We start from the raw sequence: 22,741 nt of genomic DNA on the forward strand, positions 1-22,741 counted from the left end.
CCCTCCCTGATGCGCGAAACGGTAACGCGCTTTCATCCCTGGCCGGCGGATCGGATCCCTTGATGGAAACTCTGTCACATACCGCGCGGTTTGACGCATCCTAAACAAGCCAGCCGGATGTGCAAACCATCTCGGTGTTCGGACGCCACTGACGCAGCGTCAGGCAAGCTTTTCCAAAAAACTGGAAAGCTGCGCCTGTTCCTCGCCGCTGACCTCTGCTGCGCGGCTGCGCCACAGCGTCGCCTGCGATCTGAGGATCAGGCCGTCCGACAGGATCTTGAGGTGATTGGCACGCAGCGTCTCTCCGCTGGAGGTGATGTCGGCAATGGCCTCGGCGGTCTCGTTCTTGACGGTACCTTCCGTGGCACCCTGACTGTCGACCAGCGCATAGTCGGCGACCCCGTGCAACCGAAGGAAGTCCCGCACCAGACGGTGATATTTGGTCGCAATCCGCAGCCTTGTGCCATGTGCCTGCCGGAATGCCGCTGCGGTCCCGTCCAGATCATCCAGCGTGTCAACGTCTACCCAGACCTGCGGCACCGCGAGGATCAGGTCGGCGTGACCAAATCCAAGTTCTTCGACGGGCTCAAGCAGCTGCTCCCACAAGGCCAGCTTTTCCTGCACCAGATCTGTCCCGGTGACCCCAAGATGAATGCGCCCCGACGCCAGTTCCCGCGGGATTTCCCCTGCAGACAGCAAGACCAGTTCAACGCCGTCCACCCCTGCCACATGCCCCGCATATTCGCGATCGGACGTGCTCCGGCTCAGGATGATGCCGCGCGCGCCGAACCAGTCGAACGTCTTTTCCATCAACCGCCCCTTGGACGGCACGCCCAGCTTGATCGTCATGGCGCACCCTCCAGTTCCAGCATCAGGTCCGGGCGCATCACACCACCCACGGCGGGGATTTCAACGCCGTTCCCCAGCCGCCTCGTCAGCGCGTCATAGCGCCCGCCTGTGGCGATGTTGGGCAGGTCGGGCCGCGCGGTGGCGCGAAAGCCAAAGACAAACCCGTCGTAGTACTCCATCGACACCCGGCCATAGCTGGCTTCGAACAACAGCGCATCCGTGGCAATGCCGCGCGCGGCCAAGGCGGCTTCTCGGTCCGCCACCCGCGCCACGGCTGACGCGATTTCGGGCATATCGACCGCCAGATCATGCAACCGGCTCAGCGCGTAGGGCATCGTTTCGCGCACATCAAGCAACGCTTCGATCAAGTCAACCTGCGCCGCAGACAACGCTGGTTCGTTGGCATCCGCGCGCAAAACCTCGATCCGGGCGTCAATCTCGGATTGTGTGCGCAATCCGATCATCGGTGCGTCTGCAATCACATCTCCTGCCAACAACGCCGCCCGCGCGGCGGGCACCGCGGTGCGTCCTGCATACCGTTCCAACAAGGCGCGGAACCGGCGCGGGCGCCAGATATGCCTGCGCAAGGCGGCCTTGCGCGCGCCAGAGGTATCCAACCCGTCCACCGCCGCCATCAGTACGCCGATGTCCCCGGTGACAGCCTCCACCGGCAGGCTTTCCAACGCCTGCGCGATCAGCGCGAACACCTCCGCATCTGCCGCCGCCGGATCCTGTCGGTCGAAAACCTCGTACCCCACCTGCACATATTCATTGGCGCGCTCGGGGTCCTGCTCCTGCCGACGAAACACCTCGCCCGCGTAGGTATAACGCGCAGCCTCCGCCCCATGGGCCATGTGCATTTCCACCACCGGAAGCGTAAAATCGGGTCGCAGCATCTGCTCCCCCCTGAGTGCGTCCGAGGTGACATAGGCGCGGGCGCGAATGTCCTCGCCATAAAGGTCCAGCAGGGTGGCCGCCGGTTGCAACAGGGGCACTTCAGCAACCACAGCGCCCTGCGCCTCAAACGCAGCACGCAGGCGGGCGGCCCGCGCCCGGGTGTCGGCACGCTGTGGCATCAGCCGTGCAGGCCCAGAATCTCGCGCACCTTCACGACCAATTGGTCACGCGGCACTTCGTATTGGCTCGGCCGGTCCTTCCATTCCTCAAGCGTGGCGTTTTCCGCAATTTGCGCGCCCAAGATCAAGTCCTTGATCTGCACCACACCGTTAGCGTGCTCATCCCCGCCTTCGATCACGGCAACGGGACTGCCGCGCTTGTCGGCGTATTTCAACTGGTTGCCGAAGTTCTTCGGATTGCCCAGATAGACCTCTGCCCGGATGCCCGCCTGCCGCAACTCCGCAACCATCGCCTGATAATCCGCCATGCGGTCGCGGTCCATCACGGTGACGACCACAGGCCCCTGCGCGGTGTCATCCAGCCGTCCCTTGGCATGCAGCGCGGCCAGCAAGCGATCAACCCCGATCGACACGCCTGTCGCGGGAACGGCCTGCCCCGTAAACCGCTTGACCAGATCATCGTAACGCCCGCCGCCTGCGACGGAGCCGAAGTTGCGCGGACGGCCCTTCTCGTCCTTGATTTCAAAGGTAAGTTCCGCCTCGAAGACTGGGCCCGTGTAGTAACCGAGGCCGCGCACAACGGAAGGGTCGATTTGAAGCCGACAGTCTGAATGGCCAGAAGCTTTGAGTAATTCCAACATTTGTTGAAGCTCTTCAACGCCTTGGAATCCCACGGGAGAGTCGCCAACAACTCTTCTGAGATGATCTATGACCCGTTGGTTCCAAATGTGTCTGTATGCACCGTAGTGTACCCGGTCTCCTTTTTCCAAGAATGCACCGTGAACCGAATATCTCGCAGCGTGAAGCTTGTCAGCGCGCTCTTTGTCACCTTCCGCTTCGGCATTGCTGGCCTCTTTTGAGAGAGCATTTGAAATAGGCTCGTACGAGTTCACGAAATCCATCACTGTTTCGATCTCAAGCTTGCCCAACCCAGCTCCATCGGTAAAGTCCCCACTCTCATCTTTGCGCCCCTCACCCAGCAGCGCGCGCACACCTTCAGGCCCCAACCGATCCAGCTTATCAATCGCGCGCAACACGATCCCGCGCTCCGCCGCCTTGTCGTCCCCCGCAAGCCCCGCAACTTCCATAACACCGTTCAAAACCTTGCGGTTGTTCACCCGCACCACGTAATCGCCACGCTCGATCCCGACCTCTTCAAGACAATCAGCCAGCATCGCGCAGATCTCCGCGTCGGCGGCCACCGAAGGCGCACCAACCGTATCCGCATCACACTGATAAAACTGCCGAAACCGCCCCGGTCCGGGCTTTTCGTTGCGCCAGACAGGCCCCATGGCATAGCGGCGGTAAGGGTTGGGCAGATCATTGCGGTGCTGCGCGTATACCCGCGCCAAAGGCGCCGTGAGGTCATACCGCAACGCCAACCAGTCGCCGGGCTTGTCCGCATCCGCATCCTCTTGCCAGGCAAAGACGCCTTCGTTCGGACGGTCCACGTCCGGCAGGAACTTGCCCAAGGCCTCCACCGTCTCCACGCCCGAGCTTTCCAGCGCATCAAAGCCATAGCGTTCGTACACGGCGGCAATCTTGCGCAGCATGGCGGCCCGATGCGTCACCTCGGACCCGAAATAATCGCGAAATCCTTTCGGTGTCTCCGCGCGGGGGCGCGGTGTCTTCTTGGGCTTGGACATCGGAGGCATCCTCATGTGCGTCTTCGCGCCCGCAGATAGCCCAGCCATCTGCTGTCCGCAACCGACACACGCCACGCGCACCCTTCTCTTTTTTGGCCATAAATACCGCGACGCAGGTCCCGCAACCCGCTCTGGGCCTGCGTTCGTTCCCATGCTATGCGGCACAGACCAATGAGGACGCCATGCAAAAGCTTGAAGAACAGATCGCCCACCTTACCCGCACCGTGGAAGAGCTTTCGGACATTGTCGCCCGTCAGGCCGACGAAATCGTGACCCTGAACCGCCGGGTGCACATGCTGATGCAGCGCGAGGGGGAGCGGGAGGCCCAGTCAGGCGGGTCGGTGGTCGTGGGGGATGAACGCCCGCCGCATTATTGAGCGTCCGGTTGGCACCAAGATCGTTTTCTTCCAAAGAAAACGGCCGGAATTTTCCATAAATTCCGGGACCGGTTTCAACCGCTGGATTTCATCGCCGTGGCCAGCACTTCGCCATCATGGATCAGCATCTCCGACCAACGCCGCGCGTTGCCAAAGCTGTCGTAGGCGTTGATGAAGAAGGTGCGTTTTTCCAGACGCTTGATCCGGCTGCCGCACGGTTTCTTGCGGCTGACACCGCAGACCTGCGATTTGACTTTCTCATAGGCCTTGTCGGTTGCCCCATACGGCAAATCCTGCGCCGCGGGCCCGTAGTGCAGCATGTCGTATAGCGCAGGCGATCCGACCAGCACATTCGCCGCCGTCAACTGGCGCGGACAACCGTCTGAAAAACCTGTCAGATAATAGGTCCGTGCAGTTGCCGTTCCCGGCGCAGTATCGTAGATGGCAAACCCCCGCACCGGGCCCTTTTCAACCTGCCTGCCCATGTCGCGCCCCCGTGCCTCACACACACGGGCGACCACGCCGTATGGCAGGGACGTGCCATATGGGACGTCATTTGCTTGCGCGAAACTTGGCTTCCTGCCCGTGAACAAGGCCCGGCCCTCTTCAGACGCGCTGCGTTCAGGGGCATCGGGCTCAGTCGGCAAAGCGGCCAGAACAGTGTCCCCTTCATCACCTTGCGTGCCCAGCGCTTTGATCTGCCCGTCTTCCGCTTCCACCTGGCTCGCGGCGACCGCGACGTTCTCACGCGCACGGCGGAACAGGCCCAAAATGCCACCGCTCTGGGATGCTCCCGCGGTCTCAGGCAGTGCGATGTCAGGCGTGGTTTCCGCAGCCGAGGCCGTGCCCAAAAATCCCTCACGATCCATTTCGGCCTGAGTCGGCACAGCCTGCGTCGCCACCGCGTCCTGCGCCAGCGTCACATCGGAAATACGGTCAAAATCCTCAAGCGGATCGCCACATCCCGCCACAAGGACAAGCGCCCCCAGCGCCAATGTCCGTCTGATCATTGCCATCCCCAGCATTAAGAACGGACGGTAAGTAGCTGAAAATCGACGCCAAGTCGAATCTGGCTGATGAACTGGAACTTATCCCCAGGCGACCACCAGATGTTGTGGATTAAATCTCTTCGACCTCAAGAACGCCGCCCAAAGACCGAATCGCGCCCTTGATCTGTGGGGTGACCGGGAACTCCATGCCAAGGTCCACTTCGACCTCTCCCGGCAGGGCCGGATCCATCAGGCACAATTGCACTGGCCCCCGCCCGCTGCCCTTGGCCGCCGTTCGCGCCCCTTCGAGCACCTGACTGACCGCGCTGATCGCCTCTGGCGCGTCAATGAACACCTTCAGTCCCATCGCGCCCGCATCGGCCACGGCCATGTCGACCGGCGCAACCGAGCGACCCAGCAGCTTGAGCTGATCTGCCTCCAGGCTCGCCTCTACCGTGACCACCACCTTCGATCCGACCTCCAGATGGTCACGCGCCTTTTCCAGCGTGTCGGAGAACAGCGTCACCTCGTACCCCCCTGTCGGATCAGACATCTGCGCAAAGGCGAAACGGTTGCCGCGCGCGGACTTGCGCTCCTGCCGTCCGGCCACGACACCGGCGATTTTGGCCACCAGCGGACCGTTCTGCGCCTTCGCGGTCACCTCGTCCAGCGTGATCACGCCTTTCCGTTTCAAGGGACCCATGTAATCATCCAGCGGATGCCCGGACAAATAGAACCCGACGGCCTTGAATTCTTCGCTCAACCGTTCCGCAGGCAGCCAGTCATCACAGGGCATCATCCGGGGTTCGGGCAGATCGTCCCCCGCTTCGCCAAACAACGACACCTGATTTGACGTCTTCTGTTCATGGATGGCCGCAGAATATCCCACCAGCGCATCCAGCGCCTGAAACACCCGCCGACGGTTCGGATCAAGCGCATCAAACGCACCGGAACGCGCCAGCATTTCCAACGGGCGCTTGCCCACGCGTTTCAGATCCACCCGCCGCGCCAGATCGAACAGCGTGGCGAACGGGCGGTCCTGCCCGTCCACGCGTCGTCCGTCGGTGATCAGTTTCATCGCCTCGATCCCGACGTTCTTCAACGCCCCCAACGCATAGACGAGCGCCCCTTCGCTGACCTTGAACGTCGCGTCCGACCGGTTCACGCACGGCGGCACATAAGGAAGCTCAAGCCGCTTGCGCACTTCTTCGAAATAGACCGCCAGCTTGTCGGTCAGATGGATGTCGCAGTTCATCACCCCGGCCATGAATTCTACCGGGTGATTGGCCTTCAGCCATGCGGTCTGATAGCTGACCACGGCATAGGCCGCCGCGTGCGACTTGTTAAAACCGTAGTTCGCAAATTTCTCCAGCAGGTCAAAGACTTCCGAGGCTTTCTTCTTGTCGACCCCATTCTCCATCGCGCCCTTCTCGAACTTGGGGCGTTCCTTGGCCATTTCCTCGGCGATCTTCTTGCCCATCGCGCGCCGCAGCAAGTCCGCCCCACCCAGCGAATAGCCCGCCATGACCTGCGCGATCTGCATCACCTGCTCCTGGTAAACGATGATGCCTTGCGTCTCTTCCAGGATATCGTCGATCAGCGGATGGATGGATTCCCGTTCCTTCAACCCGTTCTTGACCTCGCAATAGGTCGGAATGTTCTCCATCGGGCCGGGACGATAAAGCGCGACCAGGGCCACGATATCCTCGATGCAGGTGGGTTTCATCCGCTTGAGGGCATCCATCATGCCGGAGCTTTCCACCTGGAACACCGCAACCGTCTTGGCGCTGGCATAAAGCTTGTAGGATGCCTCATCATCCAGCGGGATCGTGGCGATATCATCCACAAGCCCCTCAGGCGGCACGAACAACTCCGTCCCGTCCGCCGCGATGTGCAGGTGTCGGCCACTGCCCTTGATCTGGTCAACGGCGTTCTGGATAACCGTCAGCGTCTTCAGTCCAAGAAAATCGAACTTCACCAGACCGGCCTGCTCAACCCACTTCATGTTGAACTGCGTTGCAGGCATGTCCGATCGCGGATCCTGGTACAGCGGCACCAGCGCATCCAGCGGACGGTCCCCAATGACCACGCCGGCCGCATGGGTCGATGCGTTTCTGAGCAACCCTTCCACCTGCTGACCGTACTCCAGCAGCCGCGCGACCACCTCCTCGTTGCGCGCCTCCTCGCGCAGGCGCGGCTCATCCGCCAGCGCCTTTTCGATGGAAACCGGTTTGACCCCCTCCACCGGGATCATCTTGCTCAACCGGTCGACCTGCCCATAGGGCATCTGCAGGACACGGCCGATGTCCCGCACCGCCGCTTTTGACAATAGCGCACCAAAAGTGATGATCTGGCCCACTTTGTCGCGGCCGTACTTCTCCTGAACGTACCGGATGACCTCCTCGCGGCGGTCCATGCAGAAGTCGATGTCGAAGTCCGGCATCGACACCCGTTCAGGGTTCAGGAAGCGTTCAAACAGCAGCGAATACCGCAGCGGATCAAGATCGGTGATCAGCAAGGCATAGGCCACCAGCGACCCCGCGCCCGATCCCCGACCGGGCCCCACCGGAATGCTCGCGTCCTTGGCCCATTTGATAAAATCGGCGACGATCAGAAAGTAGCCGGGAAAGCCCATGCCTTCGATAATGCCAAGCTCGAATTCCAGCCGCGCCTCGTATTCCTCTATGGGTGCCGCAGGCTCGATGATCGCCAACCGGTGCTGCAAGCCTTCCTGCGCCTGACGGCGCAGTTCCGCGACCTCGTCATCGGCGAATTTCGGCAGGATCGGATCGCGACGATAGGCCATGAATGCACAGCGGCGGGCAATCTCCACCGTGTTCGCCAGCGCCTCGGGCAGATCGGCGAACAGCGTGGCCATCTCCTCGGGGCTTTTGAAATAGTGCTGCGCAGTCAGCCGCCGACGGTCCTGCTGCTGATCGACATAGGCGCCATCGGCGATGCAGATCAACGCATCGTGCGCCTCGTACATTTTGGCATCGGGGAAATAGACGTCATTTGTCGCGACCAGCGGCAGGTCCATGGCATAGGCCATCTCGACAAAGCCGCGCTCAGTCAGGCGTTCGGCTTCGGGCGCGCCATCCTCGCCCGGATGACGCTGCAGTTCGATATAAAGCCTGTCGCCAAAAGCGGCTGCAAGCCGGGTCAGCAAGGCCTCTGCGGCGGTGCGCTGGCTGTTCTGCAGATGCTGCCCCACGGGTCCGCCCGACCCGCCGGTCAAACAGATGACGCCCGCTGCGTGACGCTCCAACTCCTCCAGCGTGATCTGCGGCAATTGCCCGCCCTTGTCCACATAAAGGCAGGAATTCAGTTTCATCAGGTTTTCATAACCCGCTTCGCTTTGCGCCAGCAGGACCACGGGCGCGGGATCACGCAGGCGTTCCCCGGGCACGGCATCGACATAGGCCAGATCGACCTGACAGCCGATGATCGGCTGCACCCCGGCATCCGCCATGGCCACCGAAAATTCGAGTGCCGCGAACATGTTGTTGGTGTCGGTCAGCGCCAACGCGGGCATGCCCTTGTCGCGGCACATCTGCGGCAGCTTCTTCAGCCGCAGCGCCCCTTCCAGCAGCGAATATTCGGAGTGGGCGCGCAGGTGAATGAATCGGGGAGTGTCTGTCATGGATGCAGACTACGTGCGCTTCAAAGCCACCGCCAGAGGATCAGCGCGTGAGCCTGCCTATTTTCAATACAGCCGGGCCTTGAGTGCTGTTATCGTTAAGGAAATTTTCATACAAAATTGCCCATGGGCAATTTTTGCGCGCAGCCCAACAAATCAACGCGCCATTTGCCCTTGCCAAGCCGCGCCGTCGCCGCATAGCCTGTTTCAAACGCCTGCACATCCCTCTACGCCGCATCGAGCGATGGCACCTGCAAAGGCCCCGGTACCGCGGCAGAGTAACACCATGGACATCTCGTTTCTTCTGAACGGAGAACCCGTGTCCCTGCGGGACGTCCCCCCAACCGCTTCCTTGCTTGACTGGCTGCGCGACACCCGTGGTCTGACCGGCACCAAGGAAGGCTGCAACGAAGGGGATTGCGGGGCCTGCACGGTGATGGTCAGCGACGCGGCAGGCAACCGGACGCTCAATGCCTGTATCCTGTTCCTGCCGCAACTGGAGGGGCTGCACGTTACGACCGTTGAGGGGCTTTGCGGACCCGACGGTTCCATGCACCCCGTCCAGACGGCGCTGGTGGACCATCACGGCAGCCAATGCGGCTTTTGCACGCCCGGTTTCGCGGTCTCCATGGCCTGCGCGCATCTGAACGGCGATGACGATGACGATACGCAACTGGCGGGCAACCTGTGCCGCTGCACCGGCTATGCGCCCATCGCCCGCGCTGCCAGCGCTGCCCGCGCAGAAAACGTGCCGCCGCACCTTCTCTTTTTGGCGAAAAATCCCGCGCCGCAACAGCCGCCGCAGGCGCCCGATCTCAAGTCCAGAACCATCCGCCCCACCCACAGCGACGATCTTGCCCATTGGTACGCCGCCAATCCTGACGCCACTCTGATTGCCGGGGCAACAGATGTGGGTCTGTGGGTAACGAAGGATTTCCGAACTGTGGACAAGGTTGCTTTCCTCAATGGATGCAACGATCTGCAGGGCGTTGTTGAGAAAGACGGTCTTATTCACATCGGCGCGATCACCACGATCACCGACGTTGAAACAGCGCTGCGCCCGCATCATCCGCACTTGTCGGATATGCTTTTGCGTTATGGCTCCACCCAGGTGCGCAACGCCGCGACGATTGGTGGCAACATCGCAAATGGCTCCCCCATCGGGGACAGCCCGCCTGCGCTGATCGCGCTCGGGGCGACGCTGCATCTGCGGCACGGCGACACTCGCCGGAGCCTGCCGTTGGAAGCGTTCTTTGTCGCTTATGGCAAGCAGGACCGCGCTGAGGGTGAATTCGTCGAAGCCATCACGATCCCAAGACAGGCCGACACCCTGCGGTGCTACAAGCTGTCAAAACGGTTCGATCAGGACATTTCCGCGGTTTGCGGATGCATCGCGGTGATGCGGGATGGTGAAACCATCACCAGCGCGCGCCTTGCCTTTGGCGGCCTGGCCGGGACGCCCGCGCGCGCCGCCCGCGCCGAAGCCGCGCTGGAGGGTCAGCCGTTCAACCAACAGAGCTTCGAGGACGCCGCGCGCGCCCTTGCGCAGGACTTCACGCCAATGTCTGACATGCGCGCCTCTGCCGCTTACCGGATGCAGACGGCGCAGAATATGGTGCGGCGTTATTTTCATGACCAAAGCGGCACGCTGACGGATTTGCGAAAGGTCAGCGCATGAGCGTGGCCAAACCCCTGCCCCATGATGCCGCCGCCCTGCATGTCACGGGGGCGGCGCGCTATGTCGATGACCTGCCGGTTCCGCAGAACTGCTTGCATCTGGCCTTCGGGCTGAGCCCCAAGGCCGCCGGGCGCATTGCAACGCTGAACGTGGAAGCCGTGCGCGCGGCCACCGGAGTGGTTGATGTGCTGGTCGCCGGGGACCTGCCGCGCGACGCTGATTGCTCCCCCTCGAACCAGGATGAACCCCTGCTGGCAGTGGAGAATGTGCACTACGCAGGCCAGCCGATGTTTCTGGTCATCGCCACCTCCCACCATGCAGCGCGGCGCGCGGCGCGGCTGGCAAAGGTCGAGATTTCTGAAGCCGAACCGATCCTGACAATCGAACAGGCGCTGGCGGCAGACAGCCGATTTGAGGAAGGTCCGCGCATTTACACCAAGGGTGACCCGGACGCGGCCCTGCCCGCCTCGCCGAAACGGCTGCAGGGGCAAATCCACCTTGGCGGGCAGGAGCATTTCTATCTTGAAGGGCAGGCCGCCCTGTCCCTGCCGCAGGAAGGCGGGGATATGGTGGTGCACAGTTCCACCCAGCATCCCACGGAAATTCAGCACAAGGTCGCCCATGCGCTGGGGGTGTCCATGCACGCCGTCCGGGTCGAGACACGGCGCATGGGCGGGGGGTTCGGCGGCAAGGAAAGTCAGGGCAATGCGCTGGCGATCGCCACGGCGCTGGCCGCTGCCCGCACCGGGCGGCCCTGCAAGATGCGCTATGACCGGGACGACGACATGATCGTCACCGGCAAACGGCATGACTTCCGCATCGACTACGATGTCGGATTCGAGGCATCGGGCCGCATCACGGCGTTGGACTTTACCCATTACACCCGATGCGGCTGGGCGATGGACCTGTCGCTGCCTGTGGCGGACCGGGCGATGCTGCACGCCGACAACGCCTATCACCTCGACAACATCCGCATCACCTCGCACCGGTTGCGCACGAACATGCAATCGGCAACCGCGTTCCGGGGGTTTGGCGGACCGCAGGGCATGATGGGGATCGAGCGGGTGATGGACCACATCGCGCATGCGCTGACGCTTGATCCGCTAGCCGTGCGGCGGGCGAATTATTATGCGGATGGAGATGGGAATGCGGTCCAGACCACACCCTATGATCAGCCGGTAAAGGACAGCATCATCAATGCCTTGACGGACGAGCTGATGGTGATGTCGGATTATGACGCGCGCCGTGCCGCCATCGCGGAATGGAACGCTGAACAGCCGATCCTGAAACGCGGCATCGCGCTGACGCCTGTGAAATTCGGCATCTCCTTCACGCTCACGCACCTCAATCAGGCGGGGGCGTTGGTGCATGTCTACCAGGACGGCTCCGTCCATCTGAACCACGGCGGTACGGAGATGGGGCAAGGGCTGTTCCAGAAGGTGGCCCAGATCGCGGCGGACCGCTTCGGTTTGCCGGTGGCCGCGATCAAGATTACGGCGACGGATACCGGCAAGGTGCCCAACACCTCCGCCACGGCGGCGTCTTCGGGCACAGATCTGAACGGGATGGCGGTACAGATCGCCTGTGATGAGATCCGGTCCCGGATCGAGGCACATCTGGGCGAGCGATACCAGACCCGGGACATCACCTTTGCCGATGGCATGGTTCAGGTTGGCACCGAAACACTGACTTTCCGGCAGGCCGCGCAGTCAGCCTATGAAAACCGGATTTCCCTGTCGGCCACGGGGTTTTACAAGACGCCCGACATCCAATGGGACAGGATCAGGGGCAGCGGCCAGCCGTTTTTCTATTTCGCTTATGGGGCGGCCTGCAGCGAAGTGGTGATCGACACGTTGACCGGGGAAAATCGCATCCTGCGCACCGACATCCTGCATGACGCAGGCGCGTCGCTGAACCCGGCGATTGACATTGGCCAAATCGAAGGGGGCTATGTGCAGGGGGCGGGCTGGCTGACGACGGAAGAACTGGTGTGGGACACGGCAGGCACGCTGAAGACCCATGCGCCTTCGACCTACAAGATCCCGGCGTTTTCCGACAGACCACCGGTCTTTCGCGTCTTTCTGTGGGACAAACCGAACCCCGCGCAGACCGTCTACCGGTCAAAGGCCGTGGGGGAGCCACCGTTCATGCTGGCGATCTCCGCTTTCATGGCGTTGTCGGATGCGGTCGCGGCCTGCGGTCCGGGATACGGCGATCTGCAGGCGCCGGCTACCGCCGAAGCGGTCCTTGCCGCCGTTGACAGGAGCAGAGCATGAGCGCGATCTATGTCCAGATCACCGCGACCCGGGGGTCGGCACCGCGGGATGCGGGCACCGCGATGAAGGTGACCGCGACGGGTCTGGACGGCACCATCGGGGGCGGCGCGCTGGAGTTTCAGGCGATTGCACGGGCGCGCGCGATGTTGAGCAAGGGGGAGACAAGGTTCGCGGAAACCCTGCCGCTGGGGCCGAACCTTGGCCAGTGTTGCGGCGGCGCGGTCAGCCTGTCTTATACCGATGTGCCGAGCCCCACCGACCGGGCGGAAGTCACCGTGGAGCGGCTGCTCCGGGAACAGCCGCAGCCGCGCAACCTGTGGCTTTGGGGCGCGGGGCATGTGGGGCGCGCGCTGGTGGCCGCCTGCCCGAAAGATGCGTTCCGGATCACCTGGGTCGATGATGCGCGGAATCGGTTTCCGGCGCGCATACCGCAGGGGGTCAATGCCCTGCCTGCCGCAGAAATGCCCCTGCTGGCCCGGCGCGCGGAACGGCAGGCGGATCACCTGATCTTCACCTATTCGCACGACATTGACCTGGCGCTTTGCGGCGCATTGCTGAAGCGCGAGGTGCGGAGCATCGGGCTGATCGGGTCAGACACAAAATGGGCGCGGTTTGCCAAGCGGCTGGGCGCGATGGGCCTTGACCCGACGCCGATCACTTGCCCCATTGGCGATAAATCCCTTGGCAAAGCACCGGCACAGATTGCAAATGGCGTGGTGCGGTCGCTTCTGGCCACACCAAAGTCAAAGGCCACCGCATGACCCAGACACCGCTTCTGTCTCTTACCGGTCTGACCAAAGCCTATCCTGGTGTGGTGGCGAACGATCATGTCTCGCTCCGGATCGCGCCGGGGGAGGTGCATGCGCTGCTGGGGGAGAACGGGGCGGGAAAGTCGACGCTGGTCAAGATTATCTATGGGTTGGTCAAACCGGACGCCGGACAGATGGAGATGTCGGGCGCGCCCTTCGCCCCGGCAGAACCGCGCGCGGCGCGGGCGGCGGGTGTGGGGATGGTGTTCCAGCATTTTTCGCTTTTCGATGCGTTGAGCGTAGCGGAAAACATCGCGCTCGGTATGGAACATGCCCCGAAGATGTCGGAGCTGTCCGCGCAGATCAGATCGGTGTCGGACGCCTATGGATTGCCTTTGTCGCCGGACCGGATCGTGGGGGATCTGTCGGCAGGAGAACGCCAACGCGTGGAGATCATCCGCTGTTTGTTGCAGGAACCGCAGCTGCTGATCATGGATGAGCCGACCTCCGTGCTGACCCCGCAAGAGGTCGAAATCCTGTTCGAAACCCTGCGCAAGCTGAGCGCGGAGGGCACCGCGATCCTTTATATCTCGCACAAGCTGGAGGAGATCCGCGCCCTGTGTGACAGCGCGACGGTGCTGCGGCTGGGCAAGGTGGTGGGGGAATGTACACCCTCCGAAACGTCCGCCCGGGAAATGGCGGAGATGATGGTCGGCAGCACGCTGCGCACGCCCAAGCGGGGGGAGGGCAAGACCGGCGATGTCATCTTGTCGCTCAACGGTCTCAGCGCGCAATCGCCCAGCGCCTTCGGCATGCCGCTGCGGGATATTTCGGTAGACGTGCGCGCCGGTGAGGTGCTGGGGATCGGCGGTGTGGCGGGCAACGGCCAGGATGAATTGCTGGCCGCCCTGTCGGGCGAATTGCGTACGGCCGTCGGGATGATCGAGGTCAAGGGCATTTCCATCAGCACCTACGGGCCGACGGCGCGACGCGCGATGGGGATCCTCACAGCCCCGGAAGAGCGGCTGGGCCATGCGGCGGTACCGGACATGACCTTGACGGAAAACGCGATGCTGACCGGTGCGGTCCGCGAAGGTCTGGCGCAGGGCGGGATGCTGAACTGGCGCGCCGCCAAGGATTTCGCAGAGCGTATCATCCTGAAATTCGATGTGCGCACGCCGGGGCCGGGCAATGCTGCGCGGTCATTGTCGGGCGGGAACTTGCAGAAATTCGTCATCGGGCGCGAAGTCATGCAGCGGCCCGAATTGCTGGTGGTCAACCAGCCGACCTGGGGCGTGGATGCGGCGGCGGCGGCGGCCATCCGGCAGGCGTTGATGGATCTGGCGGCAGGCGGCGCTGCGGTGGTGGTGATCTCTCAGGATCTGGATGAGTTGATGGAGATTTGCGACCGTTTTGCAGCGCTCAATGAAGGGCGGTTGTCCGCACCCCAGGCTGCGGCCGGCCTGTCCGTAGAGGAAATAGGCCTGATGCTGGGCGGGGCGCACGGAATGGAGGTGGCGCATGTATGATCTGTGGCATCAAAAGAGATTTCAGGCCTCTGGCAGGGTTTTTGGAACCATTTGGAAGACAGGTGGTTCGAAGTGATCCGGCTTGAGAAGAGGCCACAACCCAGCCGGGCGATGTCATTGGCCACGCCGCTGTTGGCGGTGCTGGCGACAATGGTATTCGGCGGGCTGTTGTTTGCCGGATTGGGCAAGGACCCGGTGCAGGCGATCACGACAATCTTCTGGGCGCCGCTTTTCGGGGAATTTTCGTTCTTTTACCGCCCGCAATTGCTGATCAAGGGGGCGCCGTTGGTGCTGATTGCGATCGGGCTGTCGTTGGGATTCAAGGCTGGCATCTGGAACATTGGCGCGGAGGGGCAGTACATCATGGGCGCGCTTTTTGGCGCGGGCGTAGGGTTGGCGTTTTACCCGGTGGAGGGCTGGTATATCTTTCCGCTGATGGTGCTGGCAGGGGCCTTTGGCGGCTGGGTCTGGGCGATGATACCGGCGGTGCTGAAGGTGAAGTTCGGGACCAACGAAATTTTGGTATCCTTGATGCTGGTCTATGTGGCGGAGCAGTTCCTGGCGTCCATGTCATTGGGATTGTTGAAGAACCCCGAAGGGTTCGGTTTTCCGGGGAGCCGGAATTTGCAGCAGTATGCAAGCGCGCATAACGCCGAACTGATTGCTGGGACGGGGATGCATTGGGGGATCGTGGCGGCACTGATCGCGGTGATCTTTGCCTACGTTTTGCTGGCGCGGCATCAACTTGGGTTTGCCATTCGGGTGACCGGGGAAGCACCGCGGGCGGCGCGGTTTTCGGGGGTCAATCCGACGCGGCTGGTGTTGTTTTGTCTGGGCATGTCAGGGCTGCTGGCGGGCTTGGCGGGGATGTTCGAGGTGTCGGGGCCTGCAGGACAGGTGACGATTGATTTCAATGTCGGCTATGGATTTACGGCGATTATCGTGGCGTTTCTGGGGCGCCTACATCCGGTGGGGATCTTGCTGGCGGGGCTGTTGATGGCGCTGACGTATATTGGCGGGGACATTGCACAGAGCCAGTTGGGGCTGCCTGCGGCGGCGATACAGGTGTTTCAGGGGATGCTATTGTTTTTCCTGTTGGCGCTGGATGTGCTGACGAATTATCGGCTCCGGTTTGGCGTGGCGGAGGTGGTTTGATGGACCTTTCAGCAATTAACCCGATCCTCTTTGTTGCAGGCTTCCTGATTGCCGCCACGCCGCTGATCTTTGCGGCTATCGGCGAACTGGTGGTGGAGAAATCGGGGTCCCTCAACCTTGGTGTTGAGGGGATGATGATCGTCGGCGCGATCTGCGGGTTTGCGACGGCGGTGGAGACAGGATCGCCCCTGCTTGGCTTTGCGGCGGCGGCTGTGGGTGGGGCGCTCTTGAGCCTGCTGTTCGCGTTTCTCACGCAGGTGGCGTTGGCAAATCAGGTGGCGTCGGGGTTGGCGTTGACGCTGTTTGGGTTGGGGTTGTCGGCGCTTCTGGGGCAGAGCTATGTCGGGATCAAACCGCCAAGGCTGGGCGATATCAACTGGGGACCGTTGGCGGATATTCCGGTGATTGGGCCGATCCTGTTTACCCATGATATCATTCTCTACCTTGGGCTTGTGCTGGTTGCTGCCGTCTGGGCGATGCTGAAATTCAGCCGTATGGGACTGGTCCTGCGCGCGGTGGGCGAGAGCCATGATGCGGCCCATGCGCTGGGGTATAAGGTCAAGCGCATCCGGACGCTGGCGATCATGTTCGGCGGGGCCTGCGCGGGCATTGGCGGGGCCTACATCAGCCTCATCCGCGTGCCGCAATGGACCGAAGGGATGACCGCCGGGGTCGGCTGGATCGCGCTGGCGTTGGTGGTCTTTGCCAGCTGGAAACCGGCGCGGCTGCTGCTGGGTGCCTATCTTTTTGGCGGGATCACCCAGTTGCAGTTGAATCTGCAAGGTGCAGGCGTTGCCATTCCGGTCGAGTATCTGGCAATGTCGCCCTATCTGATCACGATCATTGTTCTGGTGATCCTGAGCCGTGACAAATCTGCTGCGCCGGCCTCCTTGGGCCGGACGTTCCACGCCTCAAGCTGAGGCCAAAACCACCCTCAACAGGGAAACAACTGGGGAAGACACATGAAACTCACAACACTTCTTACAAGCGCCGCTCTGGCGCTGGGTCTGGCTACGGCCGCGAGCGCGGACGGGCACGAGAAAACCAAGGTCGGCTTTGTCTATGTCGGGCCGGTCGGTGATGGCGGCTGGACGTATGAGCACAACAAGGGCCGTCTGGCCGTGGAAGAACATTTTGGCGACAAGGTCGAAACGGTGTTTGTCGAATCCGTGGCCGAAGGTCCCGATTCAGAGCGCGTGATGACGCAGATGGCGCTGGACGGGGCGGACCTGATCTTCACCACATCGTTCGGCTACATGGACCCCACGAACAACGTGGCTGCCAAGTTTCCGGATGTGAAGTTCGAGCATGCCACGGGCTACAAGCGGCTGCATCCCAATGTCTCCACCTATTCCGCCCGGTTCTACGAAGGGCGTGCGATCCAGGGACATATTGCGGGCAAGATGACCAAGTCGAACATCATCGGCTATATCGCCTCCTACCCGATCCCCGAAGTGATCCGGGGCATCAATTCCGCGTTTATCCACGCGCGCAAGGTGAACCCGGATGTGGAGTTCAAGATCATCTGGGCCTACACCTGGTTCGACCCTGCAAAGGAAGCGGATGCGGCCAAGGCGCTGATTGATCAGGGTGCGGATGTTGTCTTGCAGCACACCGATTCCACTGCCCCGCAAGCGGCGGCACAGGAAGCGGGCAATGTCGTGACCTTCGGTCAGGCGTCCGACATGGGGCAATACGCGCCCTTCCCGCGCGTGTCTTCGATCATTGATGACTGGGCGCCCTACTATATTGCGCGCACGCAGGCAGTGATGGATGGTACCTGGGAGAGCATGGACACCTGGGACGGTATCGGTGCAGGCATGGTCGGCATCGGCGAGATTTCCGATGCGGTGCCCGCGGATGTGAAGGCAGAGGCGCTGGCGTTGAAAGCCGCGCTGGCCGATGGGTCCTATCATGCCTTCACCGGGCCACTGAAAAAGCAGGACGGCAGCGATTTTCTGGCGGAGGGTGAGACGGCAGACGACGGCACGCTGGCGGGCATGAACTTCTATGTCGAAGGGATCGAGGGCGATATCCCGCAGTAAGGTGTGGCCTGAATGCTGATGATGAAAGCCCCGCTTTGGCGGGGCTTTTTTTGGGGGGGGACGGTCATCATTTGGTTGACCGGCAAAAGGCAGGAGCCATGCGAAGCAATCTCGATCATGCGGACCGGACCAAGCCCAAGCCGCATCGCACTCCGATAGTCACGTTTTATTGCGAGGCGCATAACTCCCATCCGGCCCATGCACCTCGTCCCCTTCCAACGCAGGTGAAAACACGCAGATCAGCCGCAGGGCGGTGCCGCCTTCAGGGACGTGCACCTCGTGCAGGTCGTGGGCGTCGGGCGCATAGAGGACGCCGGGGCGGATGGCATGTTGGGTTCCTGTTGCCGTTTCGATCACCGTCCCTTCGCCCGCGATGCAGTAGCATGCTTCGATATGGTGCTTGTAGTGAAGCTTGAGCACGGCACCGGGCAGCACTTCGGTTTCTGTCATTGAAAACCCCATACCGTCAGAGCGGACCAGCAGCCGCATTGACGTCCACCCCGGCCCCTCAGCGTCGCGCGGGGTTCCTTTCAGGTTGTCTTTGTTCTGAATGATCATTGCGCGGTCTTTCCTTTCATCGGTCACCCGGTAGACTGACACGGACACCTTCACGAAAGCCATATCCGATGATCCATCTGCATCACCTCAACCGGTCCCGGTCCCACCGTATTCTGTGGCTGCTGGAGGAGCTTGGCGTCGACTATGAAGTAACCGCCTATGAGCGCGATCCGGAAACAAAACTTGCCCCGAGTGCGCTTCGGGCCGTGCATCCATTGGGGAAGTCTCCGATGATTGAATTGGACGGGCGGTTGATCACGGAGAGTGGGGCCATCGTTGAGGTTTTGTGCCAGCGGTTCAAGCCAGAGATGATTCCCGACGCTGGAACAGATGCCCACATCTCGCATCTTGAGTTGATGCATTTCGCCGAAGGTTCCGCCATGACGCCCATTCTGCTGAACCTCTATATTGGTCGGCTGGAAGATGCGGGCGCGCCCCTGCAGCCGCGAATCAAGTCCGAACTGGCGCGCCACTTCAGCTACATGGACAGCATGTTGCGCCCTTCGGGTCATTTCGTGCAGGACAGTCTTTCAGCCGCGGACATCATGATGAGTTTCCCCGCAGAGGTAGCCATGCGGATGGGATATGGCGTGTCCTGCCCCGCGCTTGAGGATTTCGCAAAGCAGATGCAGGCCAGACCGGCCTATCAGCGGGCCAAGGCAAAAGGCCTTGGCTGAGATGCGCAAGCGCGATGCGATCCTTGCGCGGGTGGCGGCGTTCATTCTGGCCGAGGGGCTGGATGCGGCGACACTGCGGGCGATGGCCAGCGCAGCAGATCAAAGCGATCGGATGCTGCTTTATTACTTCGCTGACAAGGAAGAGATTATCGGCGAGGTCTTGGCGCTACTGGCCGGGCAGTTGACGCAGATCCTTGAAGCGAACCGTGTGCCCGAACAGCTTGGCAAGAACGACCTGCAGGCGCAATTGGATGCGGTTGTGCTGTCGGATGATATCTGGCCGTATCTGCGGCTCTGGCTTGACCTTGCGGCGCGGGCGGCCCGCAATGATCCGCATCTTGCGGCCGTCGGTCAGGCCATCGGGCACGGGTTTCACCAGTGGATCGAAAGCCAGCTTGCCACCGTCGACATTGATCTGCGCCGCAGGGAAGCGACGCAGATCATGATTGCACTTGAGGGGATCATCGTGCTGCGTGCGGTTGGTATGCAAAGCCTTGTGCGCGAGGTGCTGTGAACGGCGCGCGGTCCATGACGTAGGCCAGAACAATGCCGACACCGACGCCCCACAGGATCGTGCCGCCGGCACCTGCGTGCAGTTGAACCGTTGCCCCGTAGAGTGTCGGGAACCACGCCAGGGCGATACCGTCGCAAAGTGTGGCGATGCCCGAACTCAGAGCGAAACCGGGATAAAGCTGCCCGGCCTGCGCCTTGCCCAGACGGGCGGCAAGCCAGACGAACGGCATCGTGCCGGGGATGATCAGGGCATAGACCCATACCCGCAGCCCGCCTTCGTAGATGCCCGTGGGGCCCAGCACGCGGAGCAGCAAGGCCGCCACCAGCCATCCGGCGACCCCGAATGCGATGAAGAATACCAGTTGTTTGCGGGTCAATTGATCTGAAGTCGAAGTCATTGCAGCCTCCTATGTAGCAGTTGCTACGTTTCCGTATAGCAATTTTGTAGCAATTGCTACATTTTTCTTTCGGCATCGACTTTTTGTGAGGTGCGGATTGCACCGCGCACCGCGCCATGGCACCACAATCGGTATGAAACAGACACTGACCAGCCCCGGCGGCGCGCCTGCAAGTCTGCTCGCTTTTGGCACCATGCAGTTTGGCGGGCGCGCTGATGACGCGGCCTCCCGCGCCATGTTCGACGCCTGCATTGCGGCGGGGATCAATCATTTCGACACCGCCCATGTCTATACCGACGGCGCATCGGAGCGGATGTTGGGCGAATACGCGCGCGACGACCGCGATGACCTGATCATTGCGACCAAGGCCGGCTACATGGGCGGGTCGGGCGCCGAGAACATCATGGCGTCCTGCGAGGTCTCACGGCAGCGGCTGGGTATGGATACGCTGGATGTGCTGTACCTGCACCGCTTCGACCCGGACGCGGACCCCCGAGAGACGTTCGGGACGTTGGCCCGGTTGAAGGCGCAGGGCCATTTGCGCCATGTCGGCCTGTCCAACTACGCGGCCTGGCAGGTGGTGAAGGCCGCGGGAATCGCGGCCGAATTCGGACTGGACATCGCGGTGATCCAGCCGATGTACAACCTTGCAAAACGGCAGGCAGAAGTGGAAATACTGCCGATGGCGGATGATCTGGGGATTCTTGTTGCCCCCTATTCCCCTTTGGGAGGCGGACTGTTGACCGGCAAATACGCACAAGGGGGAACAGGACGGCTGACGGAGGATCCCCGCTATGCCGCGCGCTATGACCGGGACGACATTCGCAGCGCTGCGGCGGGTCTGAGCGATCTGGCCGCGGAATTGGATGTATCCCCGACAACCTTGGCCGTGGCGTGGGTGGCGGCCCACCCGACCGGTCCCAGCCCGATCATTTCTGCCAGATCAGTCAAGCAGTTGGAACCTTCGCTAGCCGCGATGACCTTTGAGATGGACGCAGACACATATGCGCGCATCACGGCCCTTTCACCGAATCCGCCGCCTGCGACGGACCGATTGGAAGAACAGGTTTGACGGCAAAGCTGCCCCCGACAGCAAGCGTGGCCGAGCCGCGCGAGGGCGCGAAACAGAGCGCGCCAGCCGCGCTGCGCAACGTCTCGGCGCTGACCAATCTGTTGGGCAGGATCGCGCCACGGAGCGGCCATGCTCTCGAACTGGCCAGCGGCACCGGGCAACATGTCGTGGCCTTTGCCGCCGCCCTGCCCCACCTTACCTGGCACCCGTCAGAGATCGCCGCCGACCGGCGCGCCAGCATCGAAGCCTACCGAATGGAGGCTGGTCTGCCCAACCTGCGCCCGGTTCAAAACCTGAACGCCTGCGCGCCCGGCTGGGGCGTGCTGGCTGACCCGCAGGACCTGATCCTCTGTATCAATTTGCTGCATCTCATTCCGGATCAAGCCGCGCAGACGGTGATCACCGAGGCTGCAATCGCGCTGGCCTCCGGCGGCACGCTGCTTCTTTATGGTCCATTCAAACGCGATGACTTATTGACCAGCGACGGCGATGTGCGGTTTGACGCCCAGTTACGCGCAGCCGATCCCGAAATCGGCTACAAGGACAAAAGCGATATCGCTGCATGGCTGGGCAAGGCCGGACTGGTGGTGGCGCAAACCGTTGATATGCCCGCCAACAACCTCGCCTTCATTGCTCGAAAGTCCCCTGTATGACCGCACCGTTGATCACCCGCCGCCTTGCCCTTCTGGGACTGACCAGCCTCGCCGCCTGCGGCGCCCCGATCCGCAGCACGCCACCTGCCCCGCCCGGTGTCCTGTTCCCGGCCCGCTTCGATGACGCCGACCCGGTTGCCTTTCCATCGCCACGTCCCGCACGCTTCGCCGTACAAGGCATTGATGCGGCGCGGTTCCAGACCCGTGTTGATTGGAACACGGCGCGGGCGAACGGGGTCAACTTTGCCTTCATCAAAGCCACCGAAGGCGGCGATCTGCTGGATTCCGCATTCAAGCAGCACTGGCGCGGGGCCGGACGGTCCGGGATGTGGCGTGGGGCCTATCATTTCTATTACTTCTGCACCGAACCCGAGGTGCAGGCGCGATGGTTCATCCGCAATGTCCCACGGCGCGCCGGTGATCTGCCGCCCGTATTGGATATGGAATGGAACCCGCAGTCGCCAACATGTGCGACGGTCCGTCCACCTGCAGCCGAAGTTCAGGATCAGATGCGCCGCTGGCTCGCCATTGTAACCGCGCATTACGGCCAGCGCCCGATCATCTACACCACGCCAAGGTTTTACGAAGAAAACCGGTTGAGCGGGTTTGGCGGATATGACTTCTGGCTTCGCTCCACCGCCCGACACGTGGCAGAGGTCTATCCCGGTCAGCGCTGGCGCTTCTGGCAGTATTCGTCCACCGGGCTCATCGACGGCATTGCCGGAGAGGTTGATCTCAACGCGTTTTCCGGCAGTCGCGAAGACTGGATGGCCTGGGTGGCAGCCCGCACGATCCGCTGAACGCCATCCAGAGCGATGCCACTAAAGTGATCAATTCGAGGCAGAAAACCTCTTATCATGC

20 protein-coding genes are annotated in these 22,741 nt (G+C 61.9%); 13 read left to right on the forward strand and 7 right to left on the reverse strand.

The annotated features are described in order from the left end of the window. Positions 1 to 159 precede the first annotated feature (159 nt). From hisG to hisS, 3 genes are read right to left on the reverse strand one after another with little or no spacing between them, the layout of a single operon-like run. The gene (gene hisG, locus AB4X18_RS04190; protein ID WP_370402427.1) at positions 160 to 849 is read right to left on the reverse strand and encodes an ATP phosphoribosyltransferase; all 690 of its coding nucleotides are present in this window, start codon (positions 847 to 849) and stop codon (positions 160 to 162) included. Then, positions 846 to 1,925 carry an ATP phosphoribosyltransferase regulatory subunit gene (locus AB4X18_RS04195; protein ID WP_432817113.1) on the reverse strand — a complete coding sequence of 360 codons (1,080 nt, stop codon included), beginning with the start codon at positions 1,923 to 1,925 and terminating at the stop codon, positions 846 to 848. Before AB4X18_RS04195 ends, hisG begins: the two co-directional genes overlap by 4 nt. Beyond that, entirely contained in the window at positions 1,925 to 3,571 is a 1,647-nt protein-coding gene (gene hisS, locus AB4X18_RS04200; RefSeq protein ID WP_370402428.1) for a histidine--tRNA ligase, read from the reverse strand. Before hisS ends, AB4X18_RS04195 begins: the two co-directional genes overlap by 1 nt. Positions 3,572 to 3,753: 182 nt before the next feature. Between hisS and AB4X18_RS04205 the strand changes: the two genes are divergently transcribed. Continuing rightward, positions 3,754 to 3,948 (forward strand): SlyX family protein, encoded by a 195-nt coding sequence (locus AB4X18_RS04205; RefSeq protein WP_370402429.1) that lies wholly within the window; start codon positions 3,754 to 3,756, stop codon positions 3,946 to 3,948. A gap of 74 nt (positions 3,949 to 4,022) precedes the next feature. Here AB4X18_RS04205 and AB4X18_RS04210 read toward each other — a convergent pair whose 3' ends face one another. Together AB4X18_RS04210 and dnaE are read right to left on the reverse strand one after the other, a co-directional pair. Then, positions 4,023 to 4,958 (reverse strand): hypothetical protein, encoded by a 936-nt coding sequence (locus AB4X18_RS04210; protein WP_432817114.1) that lies wholly within the window; start codon positions 4,956 to 4,958, stop codon positions 4,023 to 4,025. A 109-nt stretch (positions 4,959 to 5,067) separates the two neighbouring features. Then, the gene (gene dnaE, locus AB4X18_RS04215) at positions 5,068 to 8,580 is read right to left on the reverse strand and encodes a DNA polymerase III subunit alpha (protein ID WP_432817115.1); all 3,513 of its coding nucleotides are present in this window, start codon (positions 8,578 to 8,580) and stop codon (positions 5,068 to 5,070) included. Between the two features lie 283 nt (positions 8,581 to 8,863). Here dnaE and xdhA point away from each other — a divergent pair, with 283 nt between their 5' ends. The 7 genes from xdhA to AB4X18_RS04250 all read left to right on the forward strand — a co-directional run bounded on the left by xdhA (position 8,864) and on the right by AB4X18_RS04250 (position 18,009). Continuing rightward, on the forward strand, positions 8,864 to 10,255 hold the full coding sequence (xdhA, locus tag AB4X18_RS04220) for a xanthine dehydrogenase small subunit (protein ID WP_370402431.1): 1,392 nt from the start codon (positions 8,864 to 8,866) through the stop codon (positions 10,253 to 10,255). After that, positions 10,252 to 12,531 (forward strand): xanthine dehydrogenase molybdopterin binding subunit, encoded by a 2,280-nt coding sequence (gene xdhB / locus AB4X18_RS04225; RefSeq protein WP_370402432.1) that lies wholly within the window; start codon positions 10,252 to 10,254, stop codon positions 12,529 to 12,531. The genes xdhA and xdhB overlap by 4 nt, the downstream gene beginning before the upstream one ends. After that, entirely contained in the window at positions 12,528 to 13,292 is a 765-nt protein-coding gene (xdhC, locus tag AB4X18_RS04230; protein ID WP_370402433.1) for a xanthine dehydrogenase accessory protein XdhC, read from the forward strand. The genes xdhB and xdhC overlap by 4 nt, the downstream gene beginning before the upstream one ends. Continuing rightward, on the forward strand, positions 13,289 to 14,809 hold the full coding sequence (locus AB4X18_RS04235) for an ABC transporter ATP-binding protein (RefSeq protein WP_432817116.1): 1,521 nt from the start codon (positions 13,289 to 13,291) through the stop codon (positions 14,807 to 14,809). The genes xdhC and AB4X18_RS04235 overlap by 4 nt, the downstream gene beginning before the upstream one ends. Positions 14,810 to 14,881: 72 nt before the next feature. Then, on the forward strand, positions 14,882 to 15,964 hold the full coding sequence (locus tag AB4X18_RS04240) for an ABC transporter permease (protein WP_370402434.1): 1,083 nt from the start codon (positions 14,882 to 14,884) through the stop codon (positions 15,962 to 15,964). Further along, on the forward strand, positions 15,964 to 16,884 hold the full coding sequence (locus tag AB4X18_RS04245) for an ABC transporter permease (RefSeq protein ID WP_370402435.1): 921 nt from the start codon (positions 15,964 to 15,966) through the stop codon (positions 16,882 to 16,884). Before AB4X18_RS04240 ends, AB4X18_RS04245 begins: the two co-directional genes overlap by 1 nt. A gap of 42 nt (positions 16,885 to 16,926) precedes the next feature. Further along, positions 16,927 to 18,009 (forward strand): BMP family ABC transporter substrate-binding protein, encoded by a 1,083-nt coding sequence (locus tag AB4X18_RS04250; RefSeq protein ID WP_370402436.1) that lies wholly within the window; start codon positions 16,927 to 16,929, stop codon positions 18,007 to 18,009. 159 nt (positions 18,010 to 18,168) lie between these two features. On the opposite strand, the gene AB4X18_RS04255 is transcribed toward AB4X18_RS04250, so the two are convergent. Beyond that, positions 18,169 to 18,630, reverse strand: coding sequence for an ectoine synthase (locus AB4X18_RS04255; protein ID WP_370402437.1), 462 nt, complete (start codon positions 18,628 to 18,630; stop codon positions 18,169 to 18,171). Positions 18,631 to 18,635: 5 nt separating this feature from the next. Here AB4X18_RS04255 and AB4X18_RS04260 point away from each other — a divergent pair, with 5 nt between their 5' ends. Next, positions 18,636 to 19,244 (forward strand): glutathione S-transferase family protein, encoded by a 609-nt coding sequence (locus AB4X18_RS04260; protein WP_370402438.1) that lies wholly within the window; start codon positions 18,636 to 18,638, stop codon positions 19,242 to 19,244. A 1-nt stretch (position 19,245) separates the two neighbouring features. Continuing rightward, positions 19,246 to 19,758 carry a TetR family transcriptional regulator gene (locus AB4X18_RS04265; RefSeq protein WP_370402575.1) on the forward strand — a complete coding sequence of 171 codons (513 nt, stop codon included), beginning with the start codon at positions 19,246 to 19,248 and terminating at the stop codon, positions 19,756 to 19,758. Here the strand turns inward: AB4X18_RS04265 and AB4X18_RS04270 are convergent. Further along, positions 19,706 to 20,155 (reverse strand): hypothetical protein, encoded by a 450-nt coding sequence (locus tag AB4X18_RS04270; protein WP_370402439.1) that lies wholly within the window; start codon positions 20,153 to 20,155, stop codon positions 19,706 to 19,708. The two genes, AB4X18_RS04265 and AB4X18_RS04270, sit on opposite strands and share 53 nt — an antisense overlap. Before the next feature lie 133 nt (positions 20,156 to 20,288). Between AB4X18_RS04270 and AB4X18_RS04275 the strand changes: the two genes are divergently transcribed. From AB4X18_RS04275 to AB4X18_RS04285, 3 genes are read left to right on the forward strand one after another with little or no spacing between them, the layout of a single operon-like run. Beyond that, positions 20,289 to 21,227: an aldo/keto reductase gene (locus AB4X18_RS04275; protein WP_432817117.1), complete on the forward strand. Its 939-nt coding sequence runs from the start codon at positions 20,289 to 20,291 to the stop codon at positions 21,225 to 21,227. Then, entirely contained in the window at positions 21,224 to 21,880 is a 657-nt protein-coding gene (locus AB4X18_RS04280; RefSeq protein ID WP_370402441.1) for a DUF938 domain-containing protein, read from the forward strand. The genes AB4X18_RS04275 and AB4X18_RS04280 overlap by 4 nt, the downstream gene beginning before the upstream one ends. Continuing rightward, on the forward strand, positions 21,877 to 22,680 hold the full coding sequence (locus AB4X18_RS04285) for a glycoside hydrolase family 25 protein (protein WP_370402442.1): 804 nt from the start codon (positions 21,877 to 21,879) through the stop codon (positions 22,678 to 22,680). The genes AB4X18_RS04280 and AB4X18_RS04285 overlap by 4 nt, the downstream gene beginning before the upstream one ends. Positions 22,681 to 22,741 lie beyond the last annotated feature (61 nt).

The sequence above is a fragment of the Sulfitobacter rhodophyticola genome (genome assembly GCF_041281685.2).
In the GTDB taxonomy this organism is placed as follows: domain Bacteria; phylum Pseudomonadota; class Alphaproteobacteria; order Rhodobacterales; family Rhodobacteraceae; genus Sulfitobacter.